The sequence below is a fragment of the Pseudomonas sp. RC10 genome, from assembly GCF_038397775.1.
GTDB lineage: Bacteria > Pseudomonadota > Gammaproteobacteria > Pseudomonadales > Pseudomonadaceae > Aquipseudomonas > Aquipseudomonas bambusae.
In genome coordinates this window covers 808,186-831,292 of the sequence record NZ_CP151650.1, presented here as the reverse complement: position 1 = coordinate 831,292, position 23,107 = coordinate 808,186, and the positions used below count along the sequence as shown (strand labels likewise).

General features: G+C 58.7%; 19 protein-coding genes. 11 read left to right on the top strand and 8 right to left on the bottom strand.

Annotation, left to right across the window (positions count from 1 at the left end; genetic code table 11):
- Positions 1-176 precede the first annotated feature (176 nt).
- Positions 177-2,096 (bottom strand): sigma-54-dependent Fis family transcriptional regulator, encoded by a 1,920-nt coding sequence (locus tag AAEO81_RS03785; protein ID WP_341961724.1) that lies wholly within the window; start codon positions 2,094-2,096, stop codon positions 177-179.
- Positions 2,097-2,393: 297 nt separating this feature from the next.
- Between AAEO81_RS03785 and AAEO81_RS03780 the strand changes: the two genes are divergently transcribed.
- The 7 genes from AAEO81_RS03780 (at position 2,394) to AAEO81_RS03750 (ending at position 9,136) form a co-directional block, all read left to right on the top strand.
- Positions 2,394-3,914 carry an aldehyde dehydrogenase family protein gene (locus AAEO81_RS03780; protein WP_341961723.1) on the top strand — a complete coding sequence of 507 codons (1,521 nt, stop codon included), beginning with the start codon at positions 2,394-2,396 and terminating at the stop codon, positions 3,912-3,914.
- Positions 3,915-4,236: 322 nt separating this feature from the next.
- Positions 4,237-4,689, top strand: a complete 453-nt coding sequence (locus tag AAEO81_RS03775) for a GNAT family N-acetyltransferase (protein WP_166597460.1) — start codon at positions 4,237-4,239, stop codon at positions 4,687-4,689.
- A gap of 324 nt (positions 4,690-5,013) precedes the next feature.
- Positions 5,014-5,661, top strand: a complete 648-nt coding sequence (locus AAEO81_RS03770) for a DedA family protein (protein WP_166597459.1) — start codon at positions 5,014-5,016, stop codon at positions 5,659-5,661.
- Positions 5,662-5,664: 3 nt separating this feature from the next.
- The gene (locus AAEO81_RS03765) at positions 5,665-6,456 is read left to right on the top strand and encodes a M90 family metallopeptidase (RefSeq protein ID WP_341961722.1); all 792 of its coding nucleotides are present in this window, start codon (positions 5,665-5,667) and stop codon (positions 6,454-6,456) included.
- Between the two features lie 148 nt (positions 6,457-6,604).
- Positions 6,605-7,132: an inorganic diphosphatase gene (gene ppa, locus AAEO81_RS03760; protein ID WP_110947834.1), complete on the top strand. Its 528-nt coding sequence runs from the start codon at positions 6,605-6,607 to the stop codon at positions 7,130-7,132.
- Positions 7,133-7,573: 441 nt separating this feature from the next.
- Positions 7,574-8,299: an XRE family transcriptional regulator gene (locus AAEO81_RS03755; protein ID WP_341961719.1), complete on the top strand. Its 726-nt coding sequence runs from the start codon at positions 7,574-7,576 to the stop codon at positions 8,297-8,299.
- Positions 8,300-8,674: 375 nt separating this feature from the next.
- Entirely contained in the window at positions 8,675-9,136 is a 462-nt protein-coding gene (locus AAEO81_RS03750; protein ID WP_341961717.1) for a YccF domain-containing protein, read from the top strand.
- Between the two features lie 236 nt (positions 9,137-9,372).
- Here the strand turns inward: AAEO81_RS03750 and AAEO81_RS03745 are convergent, their stop codons facing one another.
- The gene (locus AAEO81_RS03745) at positions 9,373-10,839 is read right to left on the bottom strand and encodes an ATP-binding protein (protein WP_341961715.1); all 1,467 of its coding nucleotides are present in this window, start codon (positions 10,837-10,839) and stop codon (positions 9,373-9,375) included.
- A gap of 447 nt (positions 10,840-11,286) precedes the next feature.
- Here AAEO81_RS03745 and yiaY point away from each other — a divergent pair, with 447 nt between their 5' ends.
- A complete protein-coding gene (gene yiaY, locus AAEO81_RS03740) occupies positions 11,287-12,435 on the top strand; it encodes an L-threonine dehydrogenase (protein ID WP_341961713.1) in 1,149 nt (382 codons plus the stop codon).
- 119 nt (positions 12,436-12,554) lie between these two features.
- Here the strand turns inward: yiaY and AAEO81_RS03735 are convergent, their stop codons facing one another.
- From AAEO81_RS03735 to AAEO81_RS03715, 5 genes are all read right to left on the bottom strand, one after another.
- Positions 12,555-12,818 (bottom strand): helix-turn-helix transcriptional regulator, encoded by a 264-nt coding sequence (locus AAEO81_RS03735; protein ID WP_341961711.1) that lies wholly within the window; start codon positions 12,816-12,818, stop codon positions 12,555-12,557.
- A gap of 58 nt (positions 12,819-12,876) precedes the next feature.
- Positions 12,877-13,773, bottom strand: coding sequence for a LysR family transcriptional regulator (locus AAEO81_RS03730; protein ID WP_341961709.1), 897 nt, complete (start codon positions 13,771-13,773; stop codon positions 12,877-12,879).
- Between the two features lie 56 nt (positions 13,774-13,829).
- Complete coding sequence (locus tag AAEO81_RS03725) at positions 13,830-14,582, bottom strand: Asp/Glu racemase (protein WP_341961708.1); 753 nt, start codon at positions 14,580-14,582, stop codon at positions 13,830-13,832.
- A gap of 290 nt (positions 14,583-14,872) precedes the next feature.
- Positions 14,873-16,258: an MFS transporter gene (locus AAEO81_RS03720; RefSeq protein WP_341961706.1), complete on the bottom strand. Its 1,386-nt coding sequence runs from the start codon at positions 16,256-16,258 to the stop codon at positions 14,873-14,875.
- 124 nt (positions 16,259-16,382) lie between these two features.
- Positions 16,383-17,330, bottom strand: coding sequence for a LysR family transcriptional regulator (locus AAEO81_RS03715; protein ID WP_341961704.1), 948 nt, complete (start codon positions 17,328-17,330; stop codon positions 16,383-16,385).
- A gap of 120 nt (positions 17,331-17,450) precedes the next feature.
- Here AAEO81_RS03715 and AAEO81_RS03710 point away from each other — a divergent pair, with 120 nt between their 5' ends.
- Together AAEO81_RS03710 and AAEO81_RS03705 are read left to right on the top strand one after the other, a co-directional pair.
- Entirely contained in the window at positions 17,451-18,632 is a 1,182-nt protein-coding gene (locus AAEO81_RS03710; protein WP_341961703.1) for a fumarylacetoacetate hydrolase family protein, read from the top strand.
- A gap of 66 nt (positions 18,633-18,698) precedes the next feature.
- Positions 18,699-20,483 carry an IlvD/Edd family dehydratase gene (locus AAEO81_RS03705; protein WP_341961702.1) on the top strand — a complete coding sequence of 595 codons (1,785 nt, stop codon included), beginning with the start codon at positions 18,699-18,701 and terminating at the stop codon, positions 20,481-20,483.
- A gap of 168 nt (positions 20,484-20,651) precedes the next feature.
- On the opposite strand, the gene AAEO81_RS03700 is transcribed toward AAEO81_RS03705, so the two are convergent.
- Complete coding sequence (locus AAEO81_RS03700) at positions 20,652-21,557, bottom strand: LysR substrate-binding domain-containing protein (protein ID WP_341961700.1); 906 nt, start codon at positions 21,555-21,557, stop codon at positions 20,652-20,654.
- Positions 21,558-21,671: 114 nt separating this feature from the next.
- Here AAEO81_RS03700 and AAEO81_RS03695 point away from each other — a divergent pair, with 114 nt between their 5' ends.
- Complete coding sequence (locus tag AAEO81_RS03695; RefSeq protein WP_341961698.1) at positions 21,672-22,679, top strand: zinc-binding alcohol dehydrogenase family protein; 1,008 nt, start codon at positions 21,672-21,674, stop codon at positions 22,677-22,679.
- The last annotated feature ends 428 nt before the right edge of the window (positions 22,680-23,107 follow it).

Below are 23,107 nucleotides of genomic sequence, written 5' to 3'. Positions count from 1 at the left end.
AGGTTAGCGTAGAAGGTGGGCAGCGCGCACGGGGCAATTGAATCGCGAGAGGGTCGCCGAACACATATCCGAGCCGAATTCATTTGCGATGCGATATGTCCGCCGATGAACCCCCGTCGTTTGTGCCGACGTCTCGCAAATGAATTCGCTCCCACAGTGGTTTGTTGTACGCCTCGCTAACGTGAAATCCCATGCTTGCGCAGCTTTCTATATAGGGTATTGCGGCTCACGCCCAGCTCCTGCGCCGCGTGGGTCATGTGCCAGCGTTGGGCTTCGAGGGTGGCGATGAGGGCTGAACGCTCGGCGCAGTCCAGCGGAGATTCGGGGGTGTCGTCAGTTTCAGCCTTCGTTTGTACAACGCCTTGCCGAATGACCGCAGGCAGATCTTCAAAGCCAATGACATCGTCTTCGCACAACGCCGCCAACGTCCTCAACACATTGCGCATTTGCCGCACGTTGCCTGGCCAGTTGAAGCCCAACAGGGCTTCCCTCGCTTCCGTGTCTATCTGCACGGGATGACCGCCCGCCTCTTCTTCTAGCAAGAAATCGAGCAACTGTGCTTTGTCACTCCGTTCACGCAAAGACGGCAGGGCGATTTCCAGGCCGTTCAGGCGGTAATAAAGGTCTTCTCGAAAGCTGCCGTCTTCCACGCGCCCCAGCAGATTCCGGTGGGTGGCGCTGATGATTCTTACATCGACAGGCTGCGGCTCGCCGCCAATTGGCACCACCAGCCGATCTTCCAGCACCCTCAACAGGCGTGTTTGCAGCGCCACGGGCATGTCGCCAATTTCATCGAGAAACAGCGTGCCGCCATCCGCCTGCTGCAGCTTGCCGCGCATGCCTTCCTTGCGTGCCCCTGTGAAACTGCCACCGCGATAACCGAACAGCTCGCTTTCGATCAGGCTTTCCGGGATCGCCGCGCAGTTCAATGCCACGAAAGGTTTGTCCGAACGCTGACTCGCCTGATGCACCGCCTTCGCAAACGCCTCTTTGCCGGAGCCGGTTTCGCCATTGATCAACAGCGACACGTCCCGTTCGAAGACCTTCAACGCCCGACGAAAGTGAGTCCGCAGCCCTTCGTCTCCCAGACAAATTCCGCTCAATGCAGGTTGCGCGACGGCTTTGTCCACAACAGGCGCCGACAGCACTTTCAGCCCGGGCCGAGATTGCCCACGCAACACGGCGAAGAATCCGCGCCCATCCCGCGTACGCAACGGCCAACTGGCCGCCGCATCGGGTGCCGCGCGGCTCATCAGTTCGTCGAGAGAACAATCGAACAGCGCCTCCACCGGCTGACCGATCAGATCGGTACGGGCCAGACTCAACAGGTTCAAGGCACTCTGATTCAACGCGCTGACCCGTCCCTCGCCATCGAACGCCAGCAGACCTTCACTGAACAGCCCGACCGATCCGGCCTGCAAATGAAAACGCAGCAGCCACTGATCATCGAAATGGCGCAGGAAATAATTGCCTTCAATCATCTTCGCGGACAGGTTCACCAGCGCCATGGTGTGAAATTGGCTTTGTCGCGAGACGTCGTGCCGCGCTGACGAAACGTCGAGAACAGCGAGCAATTCGCCATGGGGATCGAACACCGGGCTGGCGGAGCAGGTCAGGCCGGTGTGACGACCGCGGAAATGCTCGTCGCGATGAATGGTCACCGATTGCCGCTCGACCAGACAGGTGCCGATGCCGTTGGTGCCTTCTCGCGCTTCGCTCCAGTCCGCGCCGAGCCAAAGGCCTGCACGCTCGAAAATCTTGCGCTCGCCCGGCTCGGTCACGCAGTTGAGGATCACACCCCGCGCGTCAGTCAACAGCACGGCATTACCGCCCGAGAGTTGTTGATGCAGGCTGTTCATCTCGCCGCCCGCGATGGTCAGCACCTGCTGCAAACGCTCGCGACTTTCCAGCACACGGGCGTGTTCCAGAACCGTCGGCGCCATCGCCTGGGCAGGGTCGAGGTGATAGTCCTCAAGGCAACGCACCCAAGAGCGGGCGATGGAAGGGTCGGCGCCGGGGCCGTAACGATGGTGGGATTTGCCTTGGGCGACTGTCAGAACTTGCTGGGCGTGGCGAGCGAAAGGATTGCTGTGCATTTTTATTCTTCTTCCAAGGTGAGCGCTTGGGGAGTTGCGAACCAGCATCCTCCTCGCCCGAAGCCATTGCAATGCTTCCAAAGGCGCAAACCCCTCGGCTGTCCCACATTCGATACAAAGTGTCACGCATGCTGTGCCGCAATCGAAACAGGAAGCGCCACCAAGCCACTGATTTTCCGACCGAACCCTTATAAACCGGGCACCAGACGGCAATGGCCCGCGCTTTGCTCTACGCTTTCCATAAGCGCAAGCAGCGCGTTATCCCCACACAATCACAAGAGCAAGGAGATATTCACCATGCGTTATGCCCATCCCGGTACTGAAGGCTCGATCGTTACCTTCAAGTCCCAATACGGCAATTACATCGGTGGCGAATTCGTGCCGCCGGTCAAAGGCCAATACTTTGAAAACACCTCGCCTATCACAGGCAAGCTGATCGCAACCTTTCCTCGCTCCACTGCCGAAGACATCGACAAAGCCCTGGATGCCGCCCACGCCGCTGCCGATGCGTGGGGCAAGACGTCCGTTCAGGAACGCTCGCTGACCCTGCTGAAAATCGCCGACCGCATCGAGCAGAACCTCGAACTGCTGGCGGTGACCGAAACCTGGGACAACGGCAAGGCCGTGCGCGAAACCCTCAACGCCGACATCCCGCTGGCAGTCGATCACTTCCGTTATTTCGCGGGCGTCCTGCGTGCGCAAGAAGGCACCGCTGCTGAAATCGACGGCAACACCGTGGCCTACCATATTCATGAACCGCTGGGCGTGGTCGGTCAGATCATCCCGTGGAACTTCCCGCTGCTGATGGCCGCCTGGAAACTCGCGCCAGCCCTGGCCGCCGGTAACTGCATCGTGCTCAAGCCTGCCGAGCAAACCCCGCTGGGCATCGCGGTGCTGATGGAGCTGATCGGCGACCTGCTGCCAAAAGGCGTGCTCAACGTGGTGCAAGGCTATGGCCGCGAAGCCGGTGAAGCCTTGGCCAGCAGCAAACGCATCGCGAAAATTGCGTTCACCGGCTCGACCCCGGTTGGCTCGCACATCATGAAACTGGCGGCGGACAGCATCATTCCGTCCACCGTGGAACTGGGCGGCAAATCGCCGAACATCTATTTCGAAGACGTGATGAAGGCCGAACCGGAATTCATCGACAAAGCCGCTGAAGGTGTGGTGCTGGCGTTCTTCAACCAGGGCGAAGTCTGCACCTGCCCTTCCCGCTGCCTGGTTCAGGAGTCGATCTACCCGCAGTTCATGGAAGTGGTGATGAAGAAGGTCCTGAAGATCAAACGCGGCGACCCGCTGGACACCGAAACCATGGTCGGTGCACAGGCGTCGCAGCAGCAGTTCGACAAGATCCTTTCCTACCTCGAAATCGCTCAAGGCGAGGGCGCCGAGCTGCTGACCGGCGGCAAGGTGGAAAAACTGCAAGGCGACCTGTCCACCGGCTACTACATCCAGCCGACGCTGCTCAAAGGCAACAACGCCATGCGCGTGTTCCAGGAAGAAATCTTTGGCCCAGTGGTCAGCGTGACCACCTTCAAGGATGAAGAAGAAGCCATTGCCATCGCCAACGACACTGAGTTCGGTCTGGGCGCTGGCGTGTGGACCCGCGACATCAACCGCGCCTACCGCGTAGGCCGCGCCATCAAGGCCGGTCGCGTGTGGACCAACTGCTACCACCTGTACCCGGCACACGCTGCGTTCGGGGGTTACAAAAAATCCGGCGTCGGCCGCGAGACCCACAAAGTCGCGCTTGAGCACTACCAACAGACCAAAAACCTGCTGGTGAGCTACGACATCAACCCGCTGGGCTTCTTCTGATTCGGCGATAGCGCTTCAAATGACGGCCTCTTCGGAGGCCGTTTTTATTGGCAACGCTTTTGGATACGCCGGACCAGTAGGAGACGCCGGAGGTACGACGGCAGCGACGGCGGTGTGTCAGGCAACGCATCCATCGCTTACCTACCGCTTCGCTGCCGTCGTACCTCCGGCGTCTCCCACAGTGATCGGCGGTGTATGGAAACCTTGTACCTGCTTTTGGATTGCGCTTTCTAAACCGCTTAGGCACAGTCCAGATCGTCTGTCCCCGTGCCAGGCGCGTCCTCCCCCTTTCATGAATTGCAAATGAAGCTGAGGCCCAACCATGCGGATCATCCAAGCCACCCTGGAGCACCTGGACCTGTTGACCCCGTTGTTCGTCAAATACCGTGAGTTTTACGGCGAACACCCCTTCCCCGATTCCTCCCGCGACTTTCTGCAAAAACGCCTGAGCCGCGACGAGTCGGTGATTTACCTGGCGCTGCCAGACGATGACGACAGCAAGCTGCTGGGCTTCTGTCAGCTGTACCCGAGTTATTCCTCCCTGTCCCTCAAACGCGTCTGGATTTTGAATGACATCTACGTCGCCGAAGATGCGCGCCGCCAGTTGGTGGCCGATCACCTGATGCAGAAAGCCAAGAAAATGGCCCGGGAAACCCAAGCGGTACGCATGCGCGTGTCCACCAGCGCGAACAACGAAGTGGCGCAAAAGGTGTACGAGTCGATCGGTTTCAAGGAAGACACGCAGTTCAAGAACTACACCTTGCCGATTAATTGAAGGGTTGTGCTGCCCCTGTAGCAGTCCGGCTTGCCGGCAGTGGCGTGAATGGACCTTCTCCGAAGGCTCACCGCCTCTTATCTCTGTAGGAGTGAGCTTGCTCGCGATTGCGATCTGTCAGATTGAAGTGCAGTAGCCGGTAAACCGCCATCGCGAGCACGCTCACTCCTACAGGGCCTCATATCCCATCACTACCAAATGTTTCGATCTGCATAAGGCGCTCGGCAACATCCCGTTTCTTCCCTCTATAATGCCGCCCCACATCAGCAGTACTTATCGACCTCGCACGTGACCCGGTCCGGGTCTCTCAATCAGGTGCCGTACATGGATTTCAACCCGCTTGACCTCATTCTTCATCTCGACGTCTACCTCGACATGCTGGTGACTAACTACGGCACTTGGGTCTACGCGATCCTGTTCCTGGTGATTTTTTGTGAGACGGGCCTTGTGGTCACCCCATTCTTGCCGGGCGATTCACTGCTGTTCATCGCTGGCGCCGTTGCAGCGGGTGGCGGCCTGGACCCTGTTCTGCTGGCCTGCCTGCTGATGGCGGCTGCGATCATCGGCGACAGCACCAACTACGTGATCGGCCGCACGGTCGGCGATAAACTGTTCAAGAACCCCAACTCGAAGATTTTCCGCCGCGACTATCTGACCAAGACACACGAATTCTATGAACGCCATGGCGGCAAGACCGTTACCCTTGCGCGGTTCCTTCCGATCATCCGCACTTTTGCCCCCTTCGTCGCAGGCCTGGGCAAAATGCACTATTTCCGTTTCCTGGGATTCAGCGTGCTGGGTTCGATCCTCTGGGTCGGCAGTCTGGTCACGCTGGGCTACTTCTTCGGCAACATCCCCTTCATCAAGAAAAACCTGACCCTGCTGGTGCTCGCGATCATCCTGATCTCGCTGCTGCCGATGATCATTGGCCTGATCCGCAGCCGCCGGGGCAATTCCGCCGCCGCGCGCTAAACCATGTGGTCATTGGGCGGCTGGCTCAAACGTCGCACGCTGGCGCGGAACCCGATCGACCCGGACCTGTGGGGCCGGGTCCGTCAGCGCTTGCCGATCCTCGATGGCCTGACCGCTGAAGAGGATCGTTACCTGCTCGACAGCTGCGTGCTGTTTCTCCACGCCAAACACCTCACCGCGCTGGAAGGCGTCGAGCTGGACGATGAGTCGCGCCTGTTCCTGGCCGCGCAGGCGCAGTTGCCACTGCTGGCGTTGGGGGATTTGAACTGGTATCAGGGCTTTCACGAAATCGTCCTGTACGGCGACGATTTCATCAGCCCGCAGCGGCATCGCGACGCCAGCGGCATTGAACACGAGTGGGATGGCGAACACAGCGGCGAAGCCTGGTCGCAAGGCCCGGTGATTCTTGCATGGCCGGGTGTGCTGTCGAGTGGCGGCTGGGAGGCCTACAACCTGGTCATCCACGAGCTGGCGCATAAGCTCGACATGCTCAACGGCGACGCCAATGGTCATCCGCCTTTGCACAATGACATGCGCGTCGCCGACTGGGCGCGCGTGATGCAAGCCGCGTTCGATGACATGAACCGCCAGCTGGACGCCAACCCGGACACGGAAACCGCCATTGACCCTTACGCGGCCGAAAACCCTGCCGAGTTTTTTGCCGTCACCAGCGAATACTTCTTCAGTGCGCCGGACTTGCTGGTTGAGACCTACCCCGAGGTCTACGCCCAACTCAAGGCCTTTTATCGGCAGGACCCTCTGTCGCGACTGATGGCGCTACCGACCGGCACTTAAGTCGCAAACGCAGGTCTATCAGGCTCGTCCCAACGTCCGGAAGACGCCCGCCACGCGTGGCATCGCGTCTGGAATGTGCCTATAATCCGGGCCACTTTTGGCGTTGGACGCCAGATTCTGAATGGTCAACCAAGGGGGGCAAAGCCCAATGAGCTACAGCAAGATTCCGGCCGGTAAAGACCTGCCGAATGACATCTACGTCGCAATCGAGATCCCGGCCAACCACGCGCCGATCAAATACGAGATCGACAAAGAAAGCGACGCTCTGTTCGTTGACCGTTTCATGGCCACGCCGATGTTCTACCCGGCCAACTACGGTTTCATCCCAAACACCCTGGCTGACGACGGCGATCCCCTCGACGTGCTGGTCGTGACCCCTTACCCGGTTGCGCCAGGCTCGGTGATCCGCGCCCGTCCAGTCGGTGTGCTGAACATGACCGACGACGGCGGCGGCGATGCCAAGGTCATCGCAGTCCCACACGACAAGCTGTCCCAGCTGTACGTCGATGTGAAGGAATACACCGACCTGCCACCGCTGCTGATCCAGCAGATTGAGCATTTCTTCGCGAACTACAAAGATCTCGAAAAAGGCAAATGGGTCAAGATCGAAGGCTGGGCCGGTGCAGACGCCGCTCGTGAAGCCATCACCAAATCGGTCGCTGCCTACAAGGGCTGATCCGGTTCGCCACCTCCGAAGCGCCTGCCGCTTCGAAGGTGGCAACAACTTCCTTCTCGCGATACCCGCTACGCCGCTCCCGGTGTCTCAATATTTGTCTTTTTCTGTTTTTTTCGTCCGTCCGGCCGACAAAAATGTTTAAAGCATTGGCCCTTCAAACATTTTGTTTAGCGCATCAAACGGCACGCCTCTTTTCGGCAACAGAATTTTCAAGAATGTTCGAAGTTGCGGCTCTATTCCGTACGCTCTCGGCCGAACAGCCCTGAGCCGCGCTACTCAGGCTCTCCAGGCATTGTTGAGCCACTGCAAAACAGTGAATGAATCCCCCTACAGAAACAGTCAGATGTCATAACTTAAATAATCCCCAAACTCTTTGACTGCCTGCGCATTTGAACACTTCGTTCATTTAAACAAACTTGAACCGCACGTAAACTTTGCACCATGAATACATCAGGTGATCGACTACGCGTACTTCTGCGGGAGTGCCATCTCTCCGCAACGGACTTCGCCGCCAACCGCAAGGTAACGCCGCAACACGTGAACAACTGGTTCAAACGCGGCATCCCCATGGCGCGCATGGAAGAAGTGGCCGAACTGCTCAGCGTCAACGTTCGCTGGCTGCGCAGCGGCGAAGGTCCAAAACACCCCGGAGAAGACGGCGGCAACATCGGACTGAACGTCTCGACTAAAACACGGCCCGAACGCACAGGTGCTCGCGATGAACTGGACATGCCGTTCTACAGCGAACTCATGACCCAGCCCCCCGGCCAGAGCAGCATCGGCGAAATCCATGGTCACAAAGTGCGCCTGGCGCGCCGCGTTCTCGATGCCATGGACGTCCAACTGCATAACGCCATCTGCGTCGCCATGGTCGGCAACAGCATGGCCGACAAGATTCAGGACGGCTCGCTCATCGGCGTAGACCGCGGCCGCATTAACGTCATCGACGGCGAAATTTACGCCCTCGAACACGACGGCATGCTCAGGGTGAAATACCTCTATCGTCTTCCCGGCGGTGGCCTGCGACTGCGCAGCCACAACGCCAGCGAATACCCCGATGAAATCTTCAGCGCCGAACAGATACAGGACCAACACATCCACATTCTGGGCTGGATCTTCTGGTGGTCCACCCTCAACAACCGCCGCCACCCCGCCACCTTGCCATGACGGATAAAAAGCGGCGCCTGAACGACTCATCGCAGCGCACCAGGACTGGGCAGACGAAGCAAGAGTGAGTATCCTGCACGCCTTCGTTTCAACACCCATCGGCTACCCGCTAATGGGTGATCGACCAGGCGCCGCCCTGTGCGACGCCTCGTCTACCTGACAAGCGCCTGCACGCAGCGCGCACTTTTGCGGATGGGTGCGGATAGCCAAAAACTAACCAAACCTGTCACCGAGAAGCCGGCCACAAGCCGGCTTTTTAATGCCCGCCTATTGAGACTTTGCACGTTTCAGCATCTTTTCCAGATGCATGCACCGTGCTAGCCTTCCGTCCCCGCTGTATCTCAATGGACTGAGTTCTCAAACAAGGAGTAAGCAATGCGCGCTATCGGCAACTTTCTGTGGTTCATCCTCGGTGGTCTCTTCATGGGCCTGGCCTGGTGGATCATCGGCGTCCTCGCCTTTGTGACCATCATCGGCATCCCATGGGGCAGAGCTTGTTTTGTGATCGGCCAGTTTTCCTTCTTCCCGTTTGGCAAAGAAGCGATCAGCCGCAAAGAACTGCACCTGAAAGACGACATTGGCACCGGCGGCCTTGGCCTGCTGGGCAACGTCGTCTGGTTTGTCCTCGGTGGATTGTGGCTGGCATTGGGGCATGTGATGTCGGCTCTCGCGTGCTTCATCACCATCATCGGCATCCCCTTCGGAATTCAGCATCTGAAACTGGCTGGCATCGCTCTCGCACCGATCGGGAAGACCATCGTAGCCAAGGAAGTCGCCGAGATGGCGAGGAAGGCGAATGCTGAGGAGTCGGTCAGGGCTTTGCGGGCTAACGCTTAACGCTCAGCCGCACTTTCATACTCGCCTGTTGCAAGGGCAGGCGAGTACCCGTCGGCTTGAAGTCATGACGACCGCGCGTCGCGTCGTTCCATAGCAGATCTCACCCCTAGTCAAATACCCATCAAACAAAAAACGTAGGGTCAAGGGCCTCAAGCGGCCCCATTTAGGCCCGTAGACGCTAAATTTTGATGAGACGAAAGGCATCCCAGTCAAATACCAGTCAAATACGCCGTGGCTCAGGCCCAGTAGGGCAAATAACGCGAGGTTTTATTTGATTGCCCTTCCTCATAAGGTTTGATCATCCCTGCTTCCTTGGCATCACGAATGATCCTAGACGCCATCGCACTGTTCTTGGCATCAATGCCAAATCGCTCGCGAAGCGTCGTGTTGGTCATAGGGTCACGAAGTACATAGCGCAGACAAGCATGCAAGTAGCAGGCGTAGGTTCGTTCATGCCTGTCCATGTCCTTAAGAACCCTGTGAGCAAAGAGCACGACTCGTAATGACCCTACTGGTCGCTCCCACCGAGGTGGTGGCAATTGGAAGAGCTCCGTCTCGGAAACGACCTTGTCTACACCGCTGCCGCGTTCCTCACAGATACCTACTCGGCGCATAAAAGAGGCCAAACCCTCATTACGCGAACGGGGAGGGCTGTCGAGAAAGCGATCTACATCGACCAGAGGTTCACCCGGGTTGGTGATTTCAAGACGGTCCTCAAATATCTCTACCATCGGACCGGCGCCCGATATTGAAAAATCCTGATGGATAAGGGCATTGGCGATGAGTTCACGTACAGCCAAATCTGGGTACATGGGGACGTCTTTGCGCAGCGCCTTGCCTACGACTTCATTTCTTGGCAACAGGACGCTGAGATACTCAATCAGTCCCTCGAAACCGCTGGCGTAGCCTTTGTGCCCCTGCCGCTCGCGCAACGTCTTCAATCGCCCTTTACCTTCATAGACGATCAAGCGAACTGCTTTTCGCGACAAGCCCTTGAACTTCTCCAGCTCACGCGCAAAAAGAATCGCGCCAAGATTCGAGATTTCCCAACGTTTTGCGATATCACAGCGCAACATGCCATCTTCTTGCAAGCGACTGAGGATACCGCTCTGGTCTGCAGGCAAAGGCAGTCCCAACAGCTGGAAGTATGCGGGATAGTCAAGGAGGGCCAAGGCTTCAGCAGCATCCAGATTGCTCGCTGCTGACAGATCCTCGAAAGGTGTTTGGTCAAATACTCGCCAAAGTGTTCGTTCCTGCTCAGGAAAATCTTTGAGGGGTTTCTTATTCGAACCGATACGTATCAGTTCACGGCCTTCGAACGTCGTTGGCTTTCCGTACGCACTCGGGATTTCAAGCAAAACCAAAGGACTACCGTTAACTTCAAAGGTATGGAACCGAAAATGAAGGCGAGGGCTTAAAAGACGCAACAACCAGCTCTCAAGCTCCTCGTTGCCCTTTTTAGCGCTGTGAGGCTTGAAGGTCGTACCGACAAGCTCATGAGTTTTATCGCTCACACCCCAAACCAAGTAAGCATTGCTCTTACCGTCCAGCGCTGCAGCGTTGGATAACGCCGCGAGGTATTCGCCTATCTCCTGCGGGTCCGCGTTGTTGTGTTTGAACTCTAGCCAAGGTGTTTCGGCTGGGAGCTTACACAACTCTCGGACGAGGCTGGCAAGGTATTCAGCATTGCGCTCAAGAGTCATGAATTGCCCCTAGGCTGGCCACAGACCGCTGCAGTGCTCAAAGCGATGCAACCAACCTCCACTTGTTTGAAGTCATAAGGCAGCACATCGACCACGCTCAAAATGAAACTGGTTAGATTCTGCTGATTTACACGAAGGTCCTTCTGAACGAGCAGAACACACCAAGGGCTTCTTACGGACATCAAATTGGAACCGTCTTGCGTTGATTGGATATCGGTGTCAGAACCTTAACCGGTCAGGGCTGCGAGGACCAGCGACCTGCCTTGGCTTGTGTTGCCAAATTTACGCTTTTGCAATGGCACCCAAACCGCCACTACGACCAAAGACCCCCACTCCTGCCCCCTAAAGAACCATTTAGCCCCCCTCTTCATGCTCCTAGGATGACCCTCACTTGATGAGTGGACCTCCGGCCTCCCGGCCAAATAACCATAAGAAGAGGATTAATCAATGAGCAGCACGTTCTTCATTCCGTCTGTGAACATGATGGGCATCGGCAGTCTCGACGAGGCGACAGACGCGATCCGCAAGTATGGGTTTCGTCACGCATTGATCGTGACCGACGCCGGGCTGGCCAAGGCAGGGGTCGCGGCGAAGGTGGCCGGGCTGCTGCAACAGCAGGACATCAATGCCACGATCTTCGACGGCGCTAAGCCCAACCCGACGGTCAGCAACGTGGAGAAAGGCCTGGAGCAACTGAAGCTCTGCGGCGCGGACTTCATCATTTCCCTCGGTGGCGGCTCGCCCCATGACTGCGCCAAAGGCATCGCGCTGGTCGCGGCCAACGGCGGGGAGATCAGCGATTACGAGGGCGTCGATCAATCTGCCAAGCCCCAGATGCCCTTGATCGCGATCAACACCACGGCCGGTACGGCCAGTGAGATGACCCGTTTCTGCATCATCACCGACGAAACCCGCCACGTAAAAATGGCCATCGTTGACCGCAACGTCACACCCCTTCTGTCCGTGAACGACCCGTCGCTGATGGCCGCGATGCCGAAAGGCCTGACCGCCGCCACGGGCATGGACGCACTGACTCACGCGATCGAAGCCTACGTATCCACCGCTGCAACGCCGATTACCGACGCGTGTGCGCTGAAAGCCGTCGAGCTGATTTCTGCCAACCTGCGCACCGCCGTCGCCAACGGCAGCGACATGCCCGCACGGGAAAACATGGCGTACGCGCAGTTCCTCGCGGGGATGGCGTTCAATAACGCGTCGCTGGGTTATGTGCACGCGATGGCGCACCAGTTGGGCGGCTTCTATGACCTGCCCCACGGCGTGTGCAACGCGGTGCTGCTGCCGCACGTGGAAAGCTTCAACGCCAGCGTCTGCCCGGCGCGCCTGAAAGATGTGGCCACGGCCATGGGCGTTGACACGCAGCGTCTGGACAACGAAGCCGGCGCCGCCGCTGCCATCGCGGCGATCCGCAAACTGTCGGGCGACATCGGCATTCCGGGTGGTCTGGGCGAGCTGGGCGCCAAGGCCGACGACATCCCTACTCTGGCGGCCAACGCCATGAAGGATGCCTGTGGCTTCACCAACCCACGCCCGGCGAACCAGGACCAGATCGAAGAGATCTTCCGCACAGCGATGTAAGCAGCCGATGCACTGATAAGGGGTCCGTATGGGCCCCCTATTCATTCCTTACATGATGCTCGTGCAAGCCACTTGGGTCGCCGGGGTGCCAGCAATTCCGAACGGCCAATCTGAACAGGTCACTTCATAGCCCCTGAACGCTGCTCCGCCAAGATGTCCTCAACCGTCCGTTGATGACCGGCCTTCACCAGTCTCAAGTCATACCCTGCTGCTTCGAGCAGGCGGACTAACGCTGAAACGCTCATATCGCCTTTGGCCAGGGTTTCCATGCGGGCCACGGTCGAGCGCGACACGCCCGCTCGGTTGGCGATGGCTTCCTGGCTCAGTTGAGCCTCACTGCGCGCGTGCTTGAGCATCTCGGCGATATCGAAAAGAGTGGACACGTTGTAGCTCGCGAGCATCAAGCTCGATGCGAAGACGGTTTTTTGTAGCCCAGGAGCATCAATCCGTCTGCGGTTCGGCTTTTAGGATGTGCTCAAGAAACAGCCCTGCCGCTGTCGACAGTCCTTCTCTCGACCGCACGCAAACGCTCAATTCACGACTCGCCCACGCTTCATCCAGACGCACCGCCTTTGCACCATCGAGTTTGTAAATCCCGACACTGCCCTCGGGCATGATGCCGATGCCGACACCCGCCTGAACCATCAGGCAGAGCGCATCGTAGCTGGAGACTTCCATGCGAATTTTCAGGGAGCGGCCGAGGTCGTTGGCGGCTTTGATCAGTTGAAAATTGAGATGGGTACCGCTGCGCAAGGTGACGTAAGGGTGGTCAAGGGTGTCGTTGAAGTCGACGGTTTCGCGCTCGGCCAAAGGGTGGTCGTTGGGCACGAGCAGGACCAGGCGGTCAGTGCGAAACGGAAAGACTTCGATGTCGGCGCCGTGTGGCAACCGGGTGAAGATGCCGATGTCGGCACGGTTTTCGGCGACAGCCTTGGTGATGGCGAGGCTTTGCTGTTCTTCGAGGCTGATGTTGATCAGCGGGTAGTCGGCCATGAAGGATTGAATCAGGCCGGGCATGAATTGGGTGATGGCCGAGATGTTGGCCAAAACGCTGGCCGAGCCGCGCCGCCCGTGGGAATAGTCGCGCATCTGCACGACGATTTCGTTGAGGTTGTTCAGCGCGCTGCGGGCCATGAACAGCAGCGACAGCCCCGCATCGGTGGGGGTGATGCCTTTGTTGGTGCGGTTGAGCAGTCTGGAGTCGAGCAGCTCTTCCAGCTCGCTGAGCCGCTTGCTCACCGCCGCCGCTGCGATGTGTTCACGCTGGGCGGCGGCTGCGATGGTGCCTTCTTCGACGACACTCACGAAAAGGCGCAGCGAAACGGGATCAAGCTTCATGAGAGGTACCGGGCGTTGGCCTGCGTGGCCGCCATAGTACCTCGTCATGTCGTGGGTCAGAACTGGCCCGACAGCAGATGGCCGGCGTTCGGCACCTGGGCTTTGAGACCGAGGCTTTTCAGGATCTGGTAGACCGTGGCGACGGACGCCGACAGCACCGGCTTGTCGAGACGATCCTGTACGACCTGAATCGCAGGCAGCGACGGCATTTGTACGCAGCACGACAGAACGACGCCATCGGCTTGTCCGATGTTGAGCTTGTCGGCGTGGGCCACCAGGTTCATCGGGTCCAGACGACCAACTTCGAGGTTGTCGGACACTTCCAGGCTGATGGAATCGACCACTTCAATGCCCGCCGCTTCGATGTAGTCGATGACCTGTTGGGTCAGGGGCTTCATGTACGGGGTGATGATCGAGATTTTCTTGTAGTTGAGCAGGTTGAGGCTGTCGATCAACGCGCCCGCCGAGCTGAGCACCGGGGCGCTGGACTTGTTGCCGACAACGGTTTTGCCCAGACGCTCCTGCGAGACTTTGTGATAGCCCGCGCCTTGGCACATGATCGCCACCAGACAGGCATAAGCCATGACGTCCACCCGCGCATCGCTCAGTTCCAGCGCGCAGCGGTCGCTGTCGATGTCCATCTTTTTCAGCTCTTCAGGACTGACGTGCATCATGCGCATGCGCGAAGAGTGGAAGGTGAAATGCTCTTCCGGAAACAGACCGTAACGCGAGGTCAGCATCGCCGGAATCTCAGTTTCCATGGTGGTGTTGGAGCTGGGAACGATTTGGCCGATTCGAAAGTTTTTCATGGGTTCTCCTTTCAGTTCGCCGGCAACGACCGGGTAGGCGACCGATGTTAGGAGTGCAGAGTGGGGGCGTATATCAGGCATTGGCGAGCCTGCCATCGCGGATGGCGATGGCAGGCGGATGAGGTGAGCAGTGGCGCGCCACAGATTTCGGGCCGAACCCTATGCCCCTGTGGGAGCGAATTCATTCGCGAAAGATGGCCAGGCGACAGGGATGCATCGCCCGAACGCCCCTCTCGCGAATGAATTCGCTCCCACAGAAAGAGAGGCGTCAGAAAAGTCCAAGGTTGATGTCAGGCGTTGGAGAATTCACCAACAGGCTGCGCTGCCTCGGTTTTGTGGTTGCCCAGCATGGCTTTGGGAATCGACAGGATCAGGCCCGCGCTGACGAACAGACAGGCCCCCAGCACGTAGGTGCCGTCGTTGATGTTGCCTGTCAGGTTCTCGGCAACGGCCGTAATCATCGAACCGGTGAAGCCCGAGAGATTGCCGATGGCGTTGATCATGCCAATGCCCGCAGCGGCCGCGACACCTGACAGCACCGTGCCGGGCAGCGTCCAGTAGATCGGCATCAGGCTCAGCACGCCGGACGCCGACACACTGAGGAAGACAATCGACAGCACGACGTTGTTGGCGAAATACGCGCTGAGGATCAGCCCGATGCCACCGATGATCGCGGGAATCGCCGCGTGCAGCCGGCGCTCACCGGTCTTGTTGGAATGACGCGCATTGAGGGTCATGGCGATCACGGCGATACCGTAGGGAATGGCCGTCAGCAAGCCGATGTCCAGCGGGTTGGAGATGCCAGCACTCTTGATGATCGACGGCATCCAGAACGCCAAGCCGTAGAAGCCGGTATTGAAGGTCAGCAGAATCAGCACCAGCAGCCACACTCGCCCGTTGAAAAACACCTCGCGCAAGCTCGACGCTTTACCTGTGCTATCGGTCTGCAGGTTGGCCTTGAGCATTGCCTTCTCTTGCGGGGACAGCCATTTGGCGGCATCGATGTTGTTGGCCATGAACGCCAGCACTACAAAGGCCATGATCACCGACGGAATGCCTTCGATGATCAACAGCCATTGCCAGCCCGCCATACCCTGCACACCTTGCATGCGAGTCATCAGCCAGCCGGAAATCACCCCGCCCAGTGTCAGACTGATCGGCATAGCCATCAGGAAGCCGGACATTACCCGGCTTTGACGACGGGTCGGAAACCAATAGTTGAGGTAAAGGATGACGCCGGGAAAGAAACCTGCCTCACAAATGCCGAGCAGAAAACGCAGCACGTAGAACATGGTTTCCGACTCGATGTGGAAAAACTTCGCCAATGGCACCGTGAAGGCAACGGCCATTGAAACGATGGCCCAACTGAGCATGATCCGTGCGATCCAGAACCGTGCGCCGAAGCGATGCAGCAAGAGGTTGCTCGGCACTTCGAAGATGAAATAGCCCCAGAAGAAGATGCTCGCGCCCAATGCATAGATCGTGTTGCTGAATTGCAGGTCGTTGAGCATGTCCAGCTTGGCGAAGCCGATGTTCACACGATCGAGGTACGCCGCCATGTAGCACAGCAGCAGGACGGGAAGGATGCGCAGAATGACTTTGCGGTAAGTGCGATCTTCGAAGCTGGCTTGTTCGGCGCCCGAGGATTCGGGCAGGCGAGCGGATGCGGTTGCCATGGTGGGACCTCCAGGCACTGAACGCGCCTGTATTGTTGTTATGGGGGTCAAGACACGAGCGGATGGTACTGACAACCGACAGATGAAGAATAATGAGATGTTTCCATTGATCGATAACCCGAGGTTATCGACTCACGCGAGCATTCTCCGTATGCGCCAGCAGGATTTCAGCAAACTCTGACGCAGCGCCGAGCAGCGGTTCACCTTTGCGGGTCAGGATTCCGTAGTCCTGGGGCGCCAGCTTCAAAGGAGTGTTGAGCACCTTCAGCAGGCCGCTTTCCAGATGGGGCTGAGCCATCGGCGCTGGCAACATGGCGATCATCGGTCCCGACTGCAGCACTTGAAGGAAGGTCTGCATCGAAATGGTGTCGATGGTGTTTCTCGGCAGCGCGATACCCGCCTTGGCAAAGGCCTGCTCCATTCGCGCCCGGATCGGCGTGCCCACCGGGTAGAGAATCCAGGGCCAGTTTCCCAATTCCTCAAGTGGCGTTTCTTTCAATGCGTTCAGCGGATGCTGACTGTTGACGACCATGCAGAAGGGCTCGGGCGCCAACGCCTGAAAATCGTACACCTGCTGCTGATTCTCATGGGTGTATCGGGCCACAGCGAGGTCGAGCTTTTTGTCGTCGAGCATTTCCATCAGGTGATCGCTGGTCTGTTCCACGATCTCGATTGAGAGCAAAGGCCAGCGCTGCTTCAACTGCACGATAGCGCTGGGCAGCACGACGGCGGTGGCAGCGAAGATCGCGCCCACCTTCAAAAACCCGTGACCGCCTTCGCGCAGGCTGCTGATCTGGTCAACGAACTTGTTCGCGTCATTCAACGCAATTTGCGCGTAACGCACGACGTGTTCACCCAACGCAGTGGGCGGCATGTTGCGCGGCAGGCGCTCGAAGAGGTCGAATCCCAGCAACCGCTCGATTTCACGGAGCATCTTGCTGACGGCAGGTTGGCTGAGGTTCATGTGCAAGGCGGCGGCGTGCATGTTACGGGTCCGCGCCAAGGTGTCAATCAACACCAGATGCTTGAATTTGAGCCAGTTACAGACTGTCTGAAAGGACAGATCGGACATGGGAGCAACCTCAATTTTCGATAACCCAGTGTTATCGATAATTGAGCAGATGTCATTGGAGTTTATCGCCGTCGCTGATTAGGGTCGGGAGCAAAAGCACAAGAACCTTCGAGGACTGCCATGCCTATTCAACTGACTCCCGAGAACACGCTGCCTGCGGATGGCCTCAGCGGCACATTGATTGGTCGGGCCTGGGTGCCCGGCAAGGTCAGCGGACCCTCACCCGTGGTTTTGCGCAGTGACGGGGTATTCGATCTGTCCAAACGCTTCGCCACGTTGAGCGAGTTGTTAGAGGCACAATCCCCCCTCCAGGCGGTGCGCGAAACCCAAGGCACGTTGATTGCCAGCCTCGAAGACCTGCTCGCCAATTCCACCGCCACCCCTGACCTCGACAAAGCCTTTCTGCTGGCACCCGCCGACTTGCAGGTGATCAAGGCCGCGGGTGTGACGTTCGCCGCCAGCATGATTGAGCGCGTCATTGAAGAGCAGGCTGCGGGCGACCCGGCCAAGGCCGAAAGCGTACGGGCAATCGTGCAAGGCGCCATCGGCGATAACTTGCGCAACATCAGGCCAGGCTCCGATCAGGCAAAAACCCTCAAAGCACTGCTGATCGAGCAGAAAATGTGGTCGCAATACCTAGAGGTCGGCATCGGCCCTGATGCCGAGATTTTCACGAAAGCGCCCGTATTGGCATCCGTGGCCAGCGGCAGCCAAATCGGCATTCATCCGAAATCGGAATGGAACAATCCAGAGCCTGAAGTGGTGCTGGCGGTGAACAGTCGCGGGCAGATTCATGGCGCAACCCTCGGCAACGACGTCAATTTGCGTGACTTCGAAGGTCGCAGCGCATTGCTGCTCAGCAAAGCCAAGGACAACAACGCGTCCTGCGCGATCGGCCCGTTCATTCGATTGTTCGACGAGACGTTTTCGATGGACGACGTGCGCCATTGCGTGGTCGACCTGCGCGTCAAAGGTGAAGACGGCTACGTTCTCAAGGGCTCCAGTTCCATGTCGCAGATCAGCCGCGACCCGGAAGACATCGCGGCCCAGACCCTCAACGCGAATCACCAGTACCCGGACGGTTTCCTGCTGTTTCTCGGCACCCTGTTCGCCCCGACCGAAGACCGGGATACCGTCGGCAGCGGTTTTACCCACAAATTGTTGGATCAGGTCAGCATCAGCAGCCGGTTGCTCGGCGGCCTGCATAACGAAGTCACCCACAGCAGCCACGCAACACCGTGGACGTTCGGGGTCGGCGCGCTGTTTCACAACCTGGCGGCGCGGGGATTACTGTCGCGTTAATTCGCGCGCTGACGTCATGCTGTAGTCGTGTTGCCAGATATTCCAATGACAAGAGAAGCCCGAACCATGTCCGAATCACCCAAACGCCCCCTGCGCAGCCAGCAATGGTTCGATGACCCCTCCCACGCCGACATGACGGCGCTCTACGTCGAGCGTTACATGAATTACGGTTTGACCCGGGAAGAACTGCAATCTGGACGCCCCATCATTGGCATCGCACAAACCGGCAGTGATCTGGCCCCTTGCAATCGTCATCATCTGGAACTCGCGCAACGGGTGAAGGCGGGGATTCGAGACGCGGGCGGTATCCCGATGGAATTCCCGGTGCACCCAATGGCCGAACAGACCCGCCGCCCCACGGCAGCGCTGGACCGCAATCTTGCGTATTTAGGCCTTGTTGAAATCCTCCATGGCTATCCGCTGGACGGGGTCGTGCTGACCACCGGCTGCGACAAAACCACCCCGGCCTGCCTGATGGCCGCCGCCACCACTGACCTCCCGGCAATCGTCTTGTCTGGCGGACCCATGCTCGATGGCCGTCACAAGGGCGAGCTGATCGGCTCTGGCACCGTGCTTTGGCATGCGCGCAATTTGTTGTCGGCGGGCGAGATCAACTACGAAGGTTTCATGGAAATGACCACCGCCGCGTCGCCATCGGTGGGTCACTGCAACACCATGGGCACGGCGCTGTCGATGAACGCGCTGGCCGAAGCGCTGGGCATGTCGTTGCCCGGCTGCGCGAGCATTCCGGCTCCTTATCGCGAGCGGGGCCAGATGGCGTACCTCACAGGCAAACGCATCTGCGACCTGGTGCGTGAAGACGTGCGGCCTTCGCAGATCATGACCCGTGAAGCTTTTGAAAACGCGATTGCCGTGGCCTCAGCGCTGGGCGCATCGAGCAACTGCCCGCCGCACCTGATCGCCATCGCTCGCCACATGGGGGTCGAATTGAGTCTGGATGACTGGCAGCGCATCGGTGAGGACATTCCGCTATTGGTGAACTGCATGCCGGCGGGGAAATACCTCGGCGAGGGCTTCCATCGCGCAGGCGGCGTACCGGCAGTGATGCACGAACTGCAAAAAGCCGGAAAACTGCATGAGGACTGTGGTTCGGTGTCGGGCAAAACCATTGGCGAGATCGTGCGTAACACCCTCGCCCACGACGCCGACGTGATTCGCCCCTACGACGATCCACTCAAGCACCGTGCGGGGTTCATCGTGTTGAGCGGCAATTTCTTCGACAGCGCGATCATGAAGATGTCGGTGGTCGGCGAAGCGTTTCGCAAGACGTATCTGTCCGAGCCGGGCGCAGAGAACAGCTTCGACGCGCGCGCCATCGTCTTCGAAGGGCCAGAGGACTACCACGAGCGCATCAATGACCCGGCGCTTGAAATCGATGAGCGCTGCATTCTGGTGATTCGTGGCGCAGGCACCGTGGGCTATCCGGGGAGTGCCGAGGTGGTGAACATGGCCCCTCCCGCCGAACTGATCAAGCGCGGCATCGACTCCTTGCCGTGCCTGGGAGATGGCCGCCAGAGCGGCACTTCGGCCAGCCCTTCCATCCTGAACATGTCGCCTGAAGCAGCGGTGGGCGGCGGCTTGGCGCTGTTGAAAACCAATGACCGGCTGCGGGTGGACTTGAACAACCGCAGCGTGAATGTGTTGGTCAGCGACGAAGAAATGGCCGAGCGCCGCGCGCATTTCGAACCGAAAATGCCTGCGTCCCAAACGCCGTGGCAGGAGCTGTATCGCCAGTTGGTGGGGCAACTGTCGACAGGGGGGTGTCTGGAACCCGCGACGTTGCACTTGAGGGTGATTGCCAGAAGCGGCGAGCCACGGCATTCCCATTGACCTGCTCGCTGACACCCTGATCGCGTGGAAAGGCAAAACCTGTGGGATCGAATGCATTCGTGAAAGGTGGACCAAACGACGAGGACGTGTTGCCAGGACACCCTTTCGCGAATGAATTCGCTCCTACAGGAAGTCCGTGTTTGCCCAGTGACAAGATGTGCACTGCGCTTACAACAACGTCGGCAACCCGCTTTCAGACTCCGCAAACCGGCTCTTCAACATCGAATACAGCTGCTGCACTGCCGGAGAATATTGCTGACGATGGGGATAAACGAAATTCAGCGGCGCCAGTTCGCCATGGTAATCCGGCAGCAGCAGCTCCAATCTTCCCGCCAGCACATCCTCGCGCACATCGACCCACGATTTATAAGCGATGCCCTCGCCCGCCACCGCCCAACGACGAACCAGATCGGCATCGTCGGTCAGCAGCGGCCCCGCGACCGTGAACACCCGCCCGCCCACCGGCCATTTGTCATAAACCCGGCCATGAATGATGTACAGCAGGCAGTCGTGCTGCAGCAGATCATCGGACGCCGCAGGCCGCCCCTTGCGCGCCAGATAATCGGGGGAGGCCACCAATACGCGGCGATTCCAGGGGGCCAGCGGCAGCGCGATGTAATTGGCGTCTTCGATCACGCCGCTGCGAATCGCCACGTCCACTGGATCGCGGAAAATATCGGCCACTTGATCGGAGACGAAGAGGCGCAGGTTCAACGAAGGATGCTGCCGACGAAACCCGGTCAGCCATTCCAGCATCACATTGCGCCCCAAATCCGACGGCATGGACACTTGCAGCGTGCCCTGCAGCTCGGCGCTTTCGCGGCGAAGTTTTTCGCGCCCTTCTTTCAACGCATCGAGCACCGCTCGCGCTGTCGGCAGGTATTGCTCGCCCTCTGCCGTGAGGCGCAGGCTGCGGGTCGAACGGGCGAACAGGCGAATGTCCAATTCGCGTTCCAGGCGTTTGATCGCCGCGGCCACTTGCCCTGGCAGCAGGTCAACCTCCCGTGCCGCGTTTGAAAAACTGCCCAGCGCGGCAGTTCGAACGAACAGCGTCAGATCGTCGATGCGGATCATTTTCACTCCAGCTGTGAAAGTGTTGGTGGAGTGTGCCGGTTTTTCTTTTCGGTAGAGAAGAACAAGATGCGCCCATCGACCTGAACATTCATTTGCATTCATAAAGAGACCGCCATGAAAGCCATCGCCTTTACCCAACACGGCCTGCCCATCGAAGACCCGAAATCGCTGATGGACATGGACCTGCCTAAACCTGTCCCCGGCCCACGGGACCTGCTAGTGGAAGTCCGCGCCCTGTCCGTGAATCCGGTGGACACCAAAGTCCGCGCAGGTTCGGCGACCACCGAACCGAAAGTCGTCGGCTGGGATGCCGTTGGCGTCGTGCGGGAAACCGGCAGCGACGTCACGCTGTTCAAGGCAGGTGACGAAGTGTTCTACGCGGGCTCCATCGCCCGGCCCGGCAACTACAGCGAATTCCATTTGGTGGACGAGCGCATCGTCGGTCGCAAACCGAAAAGTATCGACAACGCACACGCCGCCGCACTGCCGCTGACGTCGATCACCGCGTGGGAACTGCTGTTCGACCGTCTTGGTGTTCAGGAAGGCGGGGGCGAAGGCGACAGTCTGTTGATCATCGGCGCGGGCGGCGGTGTGGGTTCGATCCTTGTGCAACTGGCGCGTCAATTGACCAAATTGACCGTGATCGGTACCGCGTCGCGCCCGGAAACCCAGGAATGGGTCAAAGACCTCGGCGCCCATCATGTGATTGATCACAGCCAGCCGCTGGTGGCGCAACTGGAGAAAATCGGCGTGGGCCAGGTCAGCCATGTCGCAAGCCTCACCCACACTGACAGTTACTTTCCGCAACTGATCGAGGCACTGCGCCCGCAGGGGAAACTGGCGCTGATTGACGACCCGAAAGCCCTCGATGTGATGCCGATGAAGCGCAAAGCGCTGTCCTTGCACTGGGAGTTGATGTTCACCCGCTCGTTGTTCGAAACGCCAGATATGATCGCCCAGCACGAACTGCTTGACCGGGTTTCGAGCCTGATCGACCAAGGCGTGCTGAAAACCACGCTGGGCGAGCATTTCGGCACCATCAACGCCGAAAACCTGCGCCGCGCCCACGCCGTGATCGAAAGCGGCAAAGCCAAGGGCAAGATCGTTCTCGAAGGTTTCTAACCCCTCGTTCGGCGGATATCCGCTGTGGCAGCATGTTTTTCAGCGGTGGCCGCCTCAAACAGGCCACCACCGGCAGGCCATGCTGCAGGACGATCACCCTCTCACTGTGGGAGCGAATTCATTCGCGAAAAGCCGGTACAGGCGGCACATTTCCATCGCCCGGACGCTCCTTCGCGAATAAATTCGCTCCCACAGGGGTATCAGCGCACGGCTTACTGGCGACGACGATCTCAAACACGCCATCACCGGCAATCCATGCTGCTACCGCTACAATGTCGGCGCCCACAATGTTCGGTGGCATGCTCATATCGCGTGATTGTCGCGGCAATAGACCGGCGCCGAACGCCCTCCGCCCGGCACCTCTCATTTGCCCCAATGCCCTCGCTCTGCTAGTGTCGCGCCGGTTTAACGTCTACCGGGATAGCCGC

Excerpts from the sequence above, each read along its gene's own strand:
- AAEO81_RS03785 (WP_341961724.1), bottom strand. The coding sequence starts at position 2,096 with ATGCACAGCAATCCTTTCGCTCGCCACGCCCAGCAAGTTCTGACAGTC.
- AAEO81_RS03780 (WP_341961723.1), top strand. The coding sequence starts at position 2,394 with ATGCGTTATGCCCATCCCGGTACTGAAGGCTCGATCGTTACCTTCAAG.
- AAEO81_RS03775 (WP_166597460.1), top strand. The coding sequence starts at position 4,237 with ATGCGGATCATCCAAGCCACCCTGGAGCACCTGGACCTGTTGACCCCG.
- AAEO81_RS03770 (WP_166597459.1), top strand. The coding sequence starts at position 5,014 with ATGGATTTCAACCCGCTTGACCTCATTCTTCATCTCGACGTCTACCTC.
- AAEO81_RS03765 (WP_341961722.1), top strand. The coding sequence starts at position 5,665 with ATGTGGTCATTGGGCGGCTGGCTCAAACGTCGCACGCTGGCGCGGAAC.
- ppa (WP_110947834.1), top strand. The coding sequence starts at position 6,605 with ATGAGCTACAGCAAGATTCCGGCCGGTAAAGACCTGCCGAATGACATC.
- AAEO81_RS03755 (WP_341961719.1), top strand. The coding sequence starts at position 7,574 with ATGAATACATCAGGTGATCGACTACGCGTACTTCTGCGGGAGTGCCAT.
- AAEO81_RS03750 (WP_341961717.1), top strand. The coding sequence starts at position 8,675 with ATGCGCGCTATCGGCAACTTTCTGTGGTTCATCCTCGGTGGTCTCTTC.
- AAEO81_RS03745 (WP_341961715.1), bottom strand. The coding sequence starts at position 10,839 with ATGACTCTTGAGCGCAATGCTGAATACCTTGCCAGCCTCGTCCGAGAG.
- yiaY (WP_341961713.1), top strand. The coding sequence starts at position 11,287 with ATGAGCAGCACGTTCTTCATTCCGTCTGTGAACATGATGGGCATCGGC.
- AAEO81_RS03730 (WP_341961709.1), bottom strand. The coding sequence starts at position 13,773 with ATGAAGCTTGATCCCGTTTCGCTGCGCCTTTTCGTGAGTGTCGTCGAA.
- AAEO81_RS03725 (WP_341961708.1), bottom strand. The coding sequence starts at position 14,582 with ATGAAAAACTTTCGAATCGGCCAAATCGTTCCCAGCTCCAACACCACC.
- AAEO81_RS03720 (WP_341961706.1), bottom strand. The coding sequence starts at position 16,258 with ATGGCAACCGCATCCGCTCGCCTGCCCGAATCCTCGGGCGCCGAACAA.
- AAEO81_RS03715 (WP_341961704.1), bottom strand. The coding sequence starts at position 17,330 with ATGTCCGATCTGTCCTTTCAGACAGTCTGTAACTGGCTCAAATTCAAG.
- AAEO81_RS03710 (WP_341961703.1), top strand. The coding sequence starts at position 17,451 with ATGCCTATTCAACTGACTCCCGAGAACACGCTGCCTGCGGATGGCCTC.
- AAEO81_RS03705 (WP_341961702.1), top strand. The coding sequence starts at position 18,699 with ATGTCCGAATCACCCAAACGCCCCCTGCGCAGCCAGCAATGGTTCGAT.
- AAEO81_RS03700 (WP_341961700.1), bottom strand. The coding sequence starts at position 21,557 with ATGATCCGCATCGACGATCTGACGCTGTTCGTTCGAACTGCCGCGCTG.
- AAEO81_RS03695 (WP_341961698.1), top strand. The coding sequence starts at position 21,672 with ATGAAAGCCATCGCCTTTACCCAACACGGCCTGCCCATCGAAGACCCG.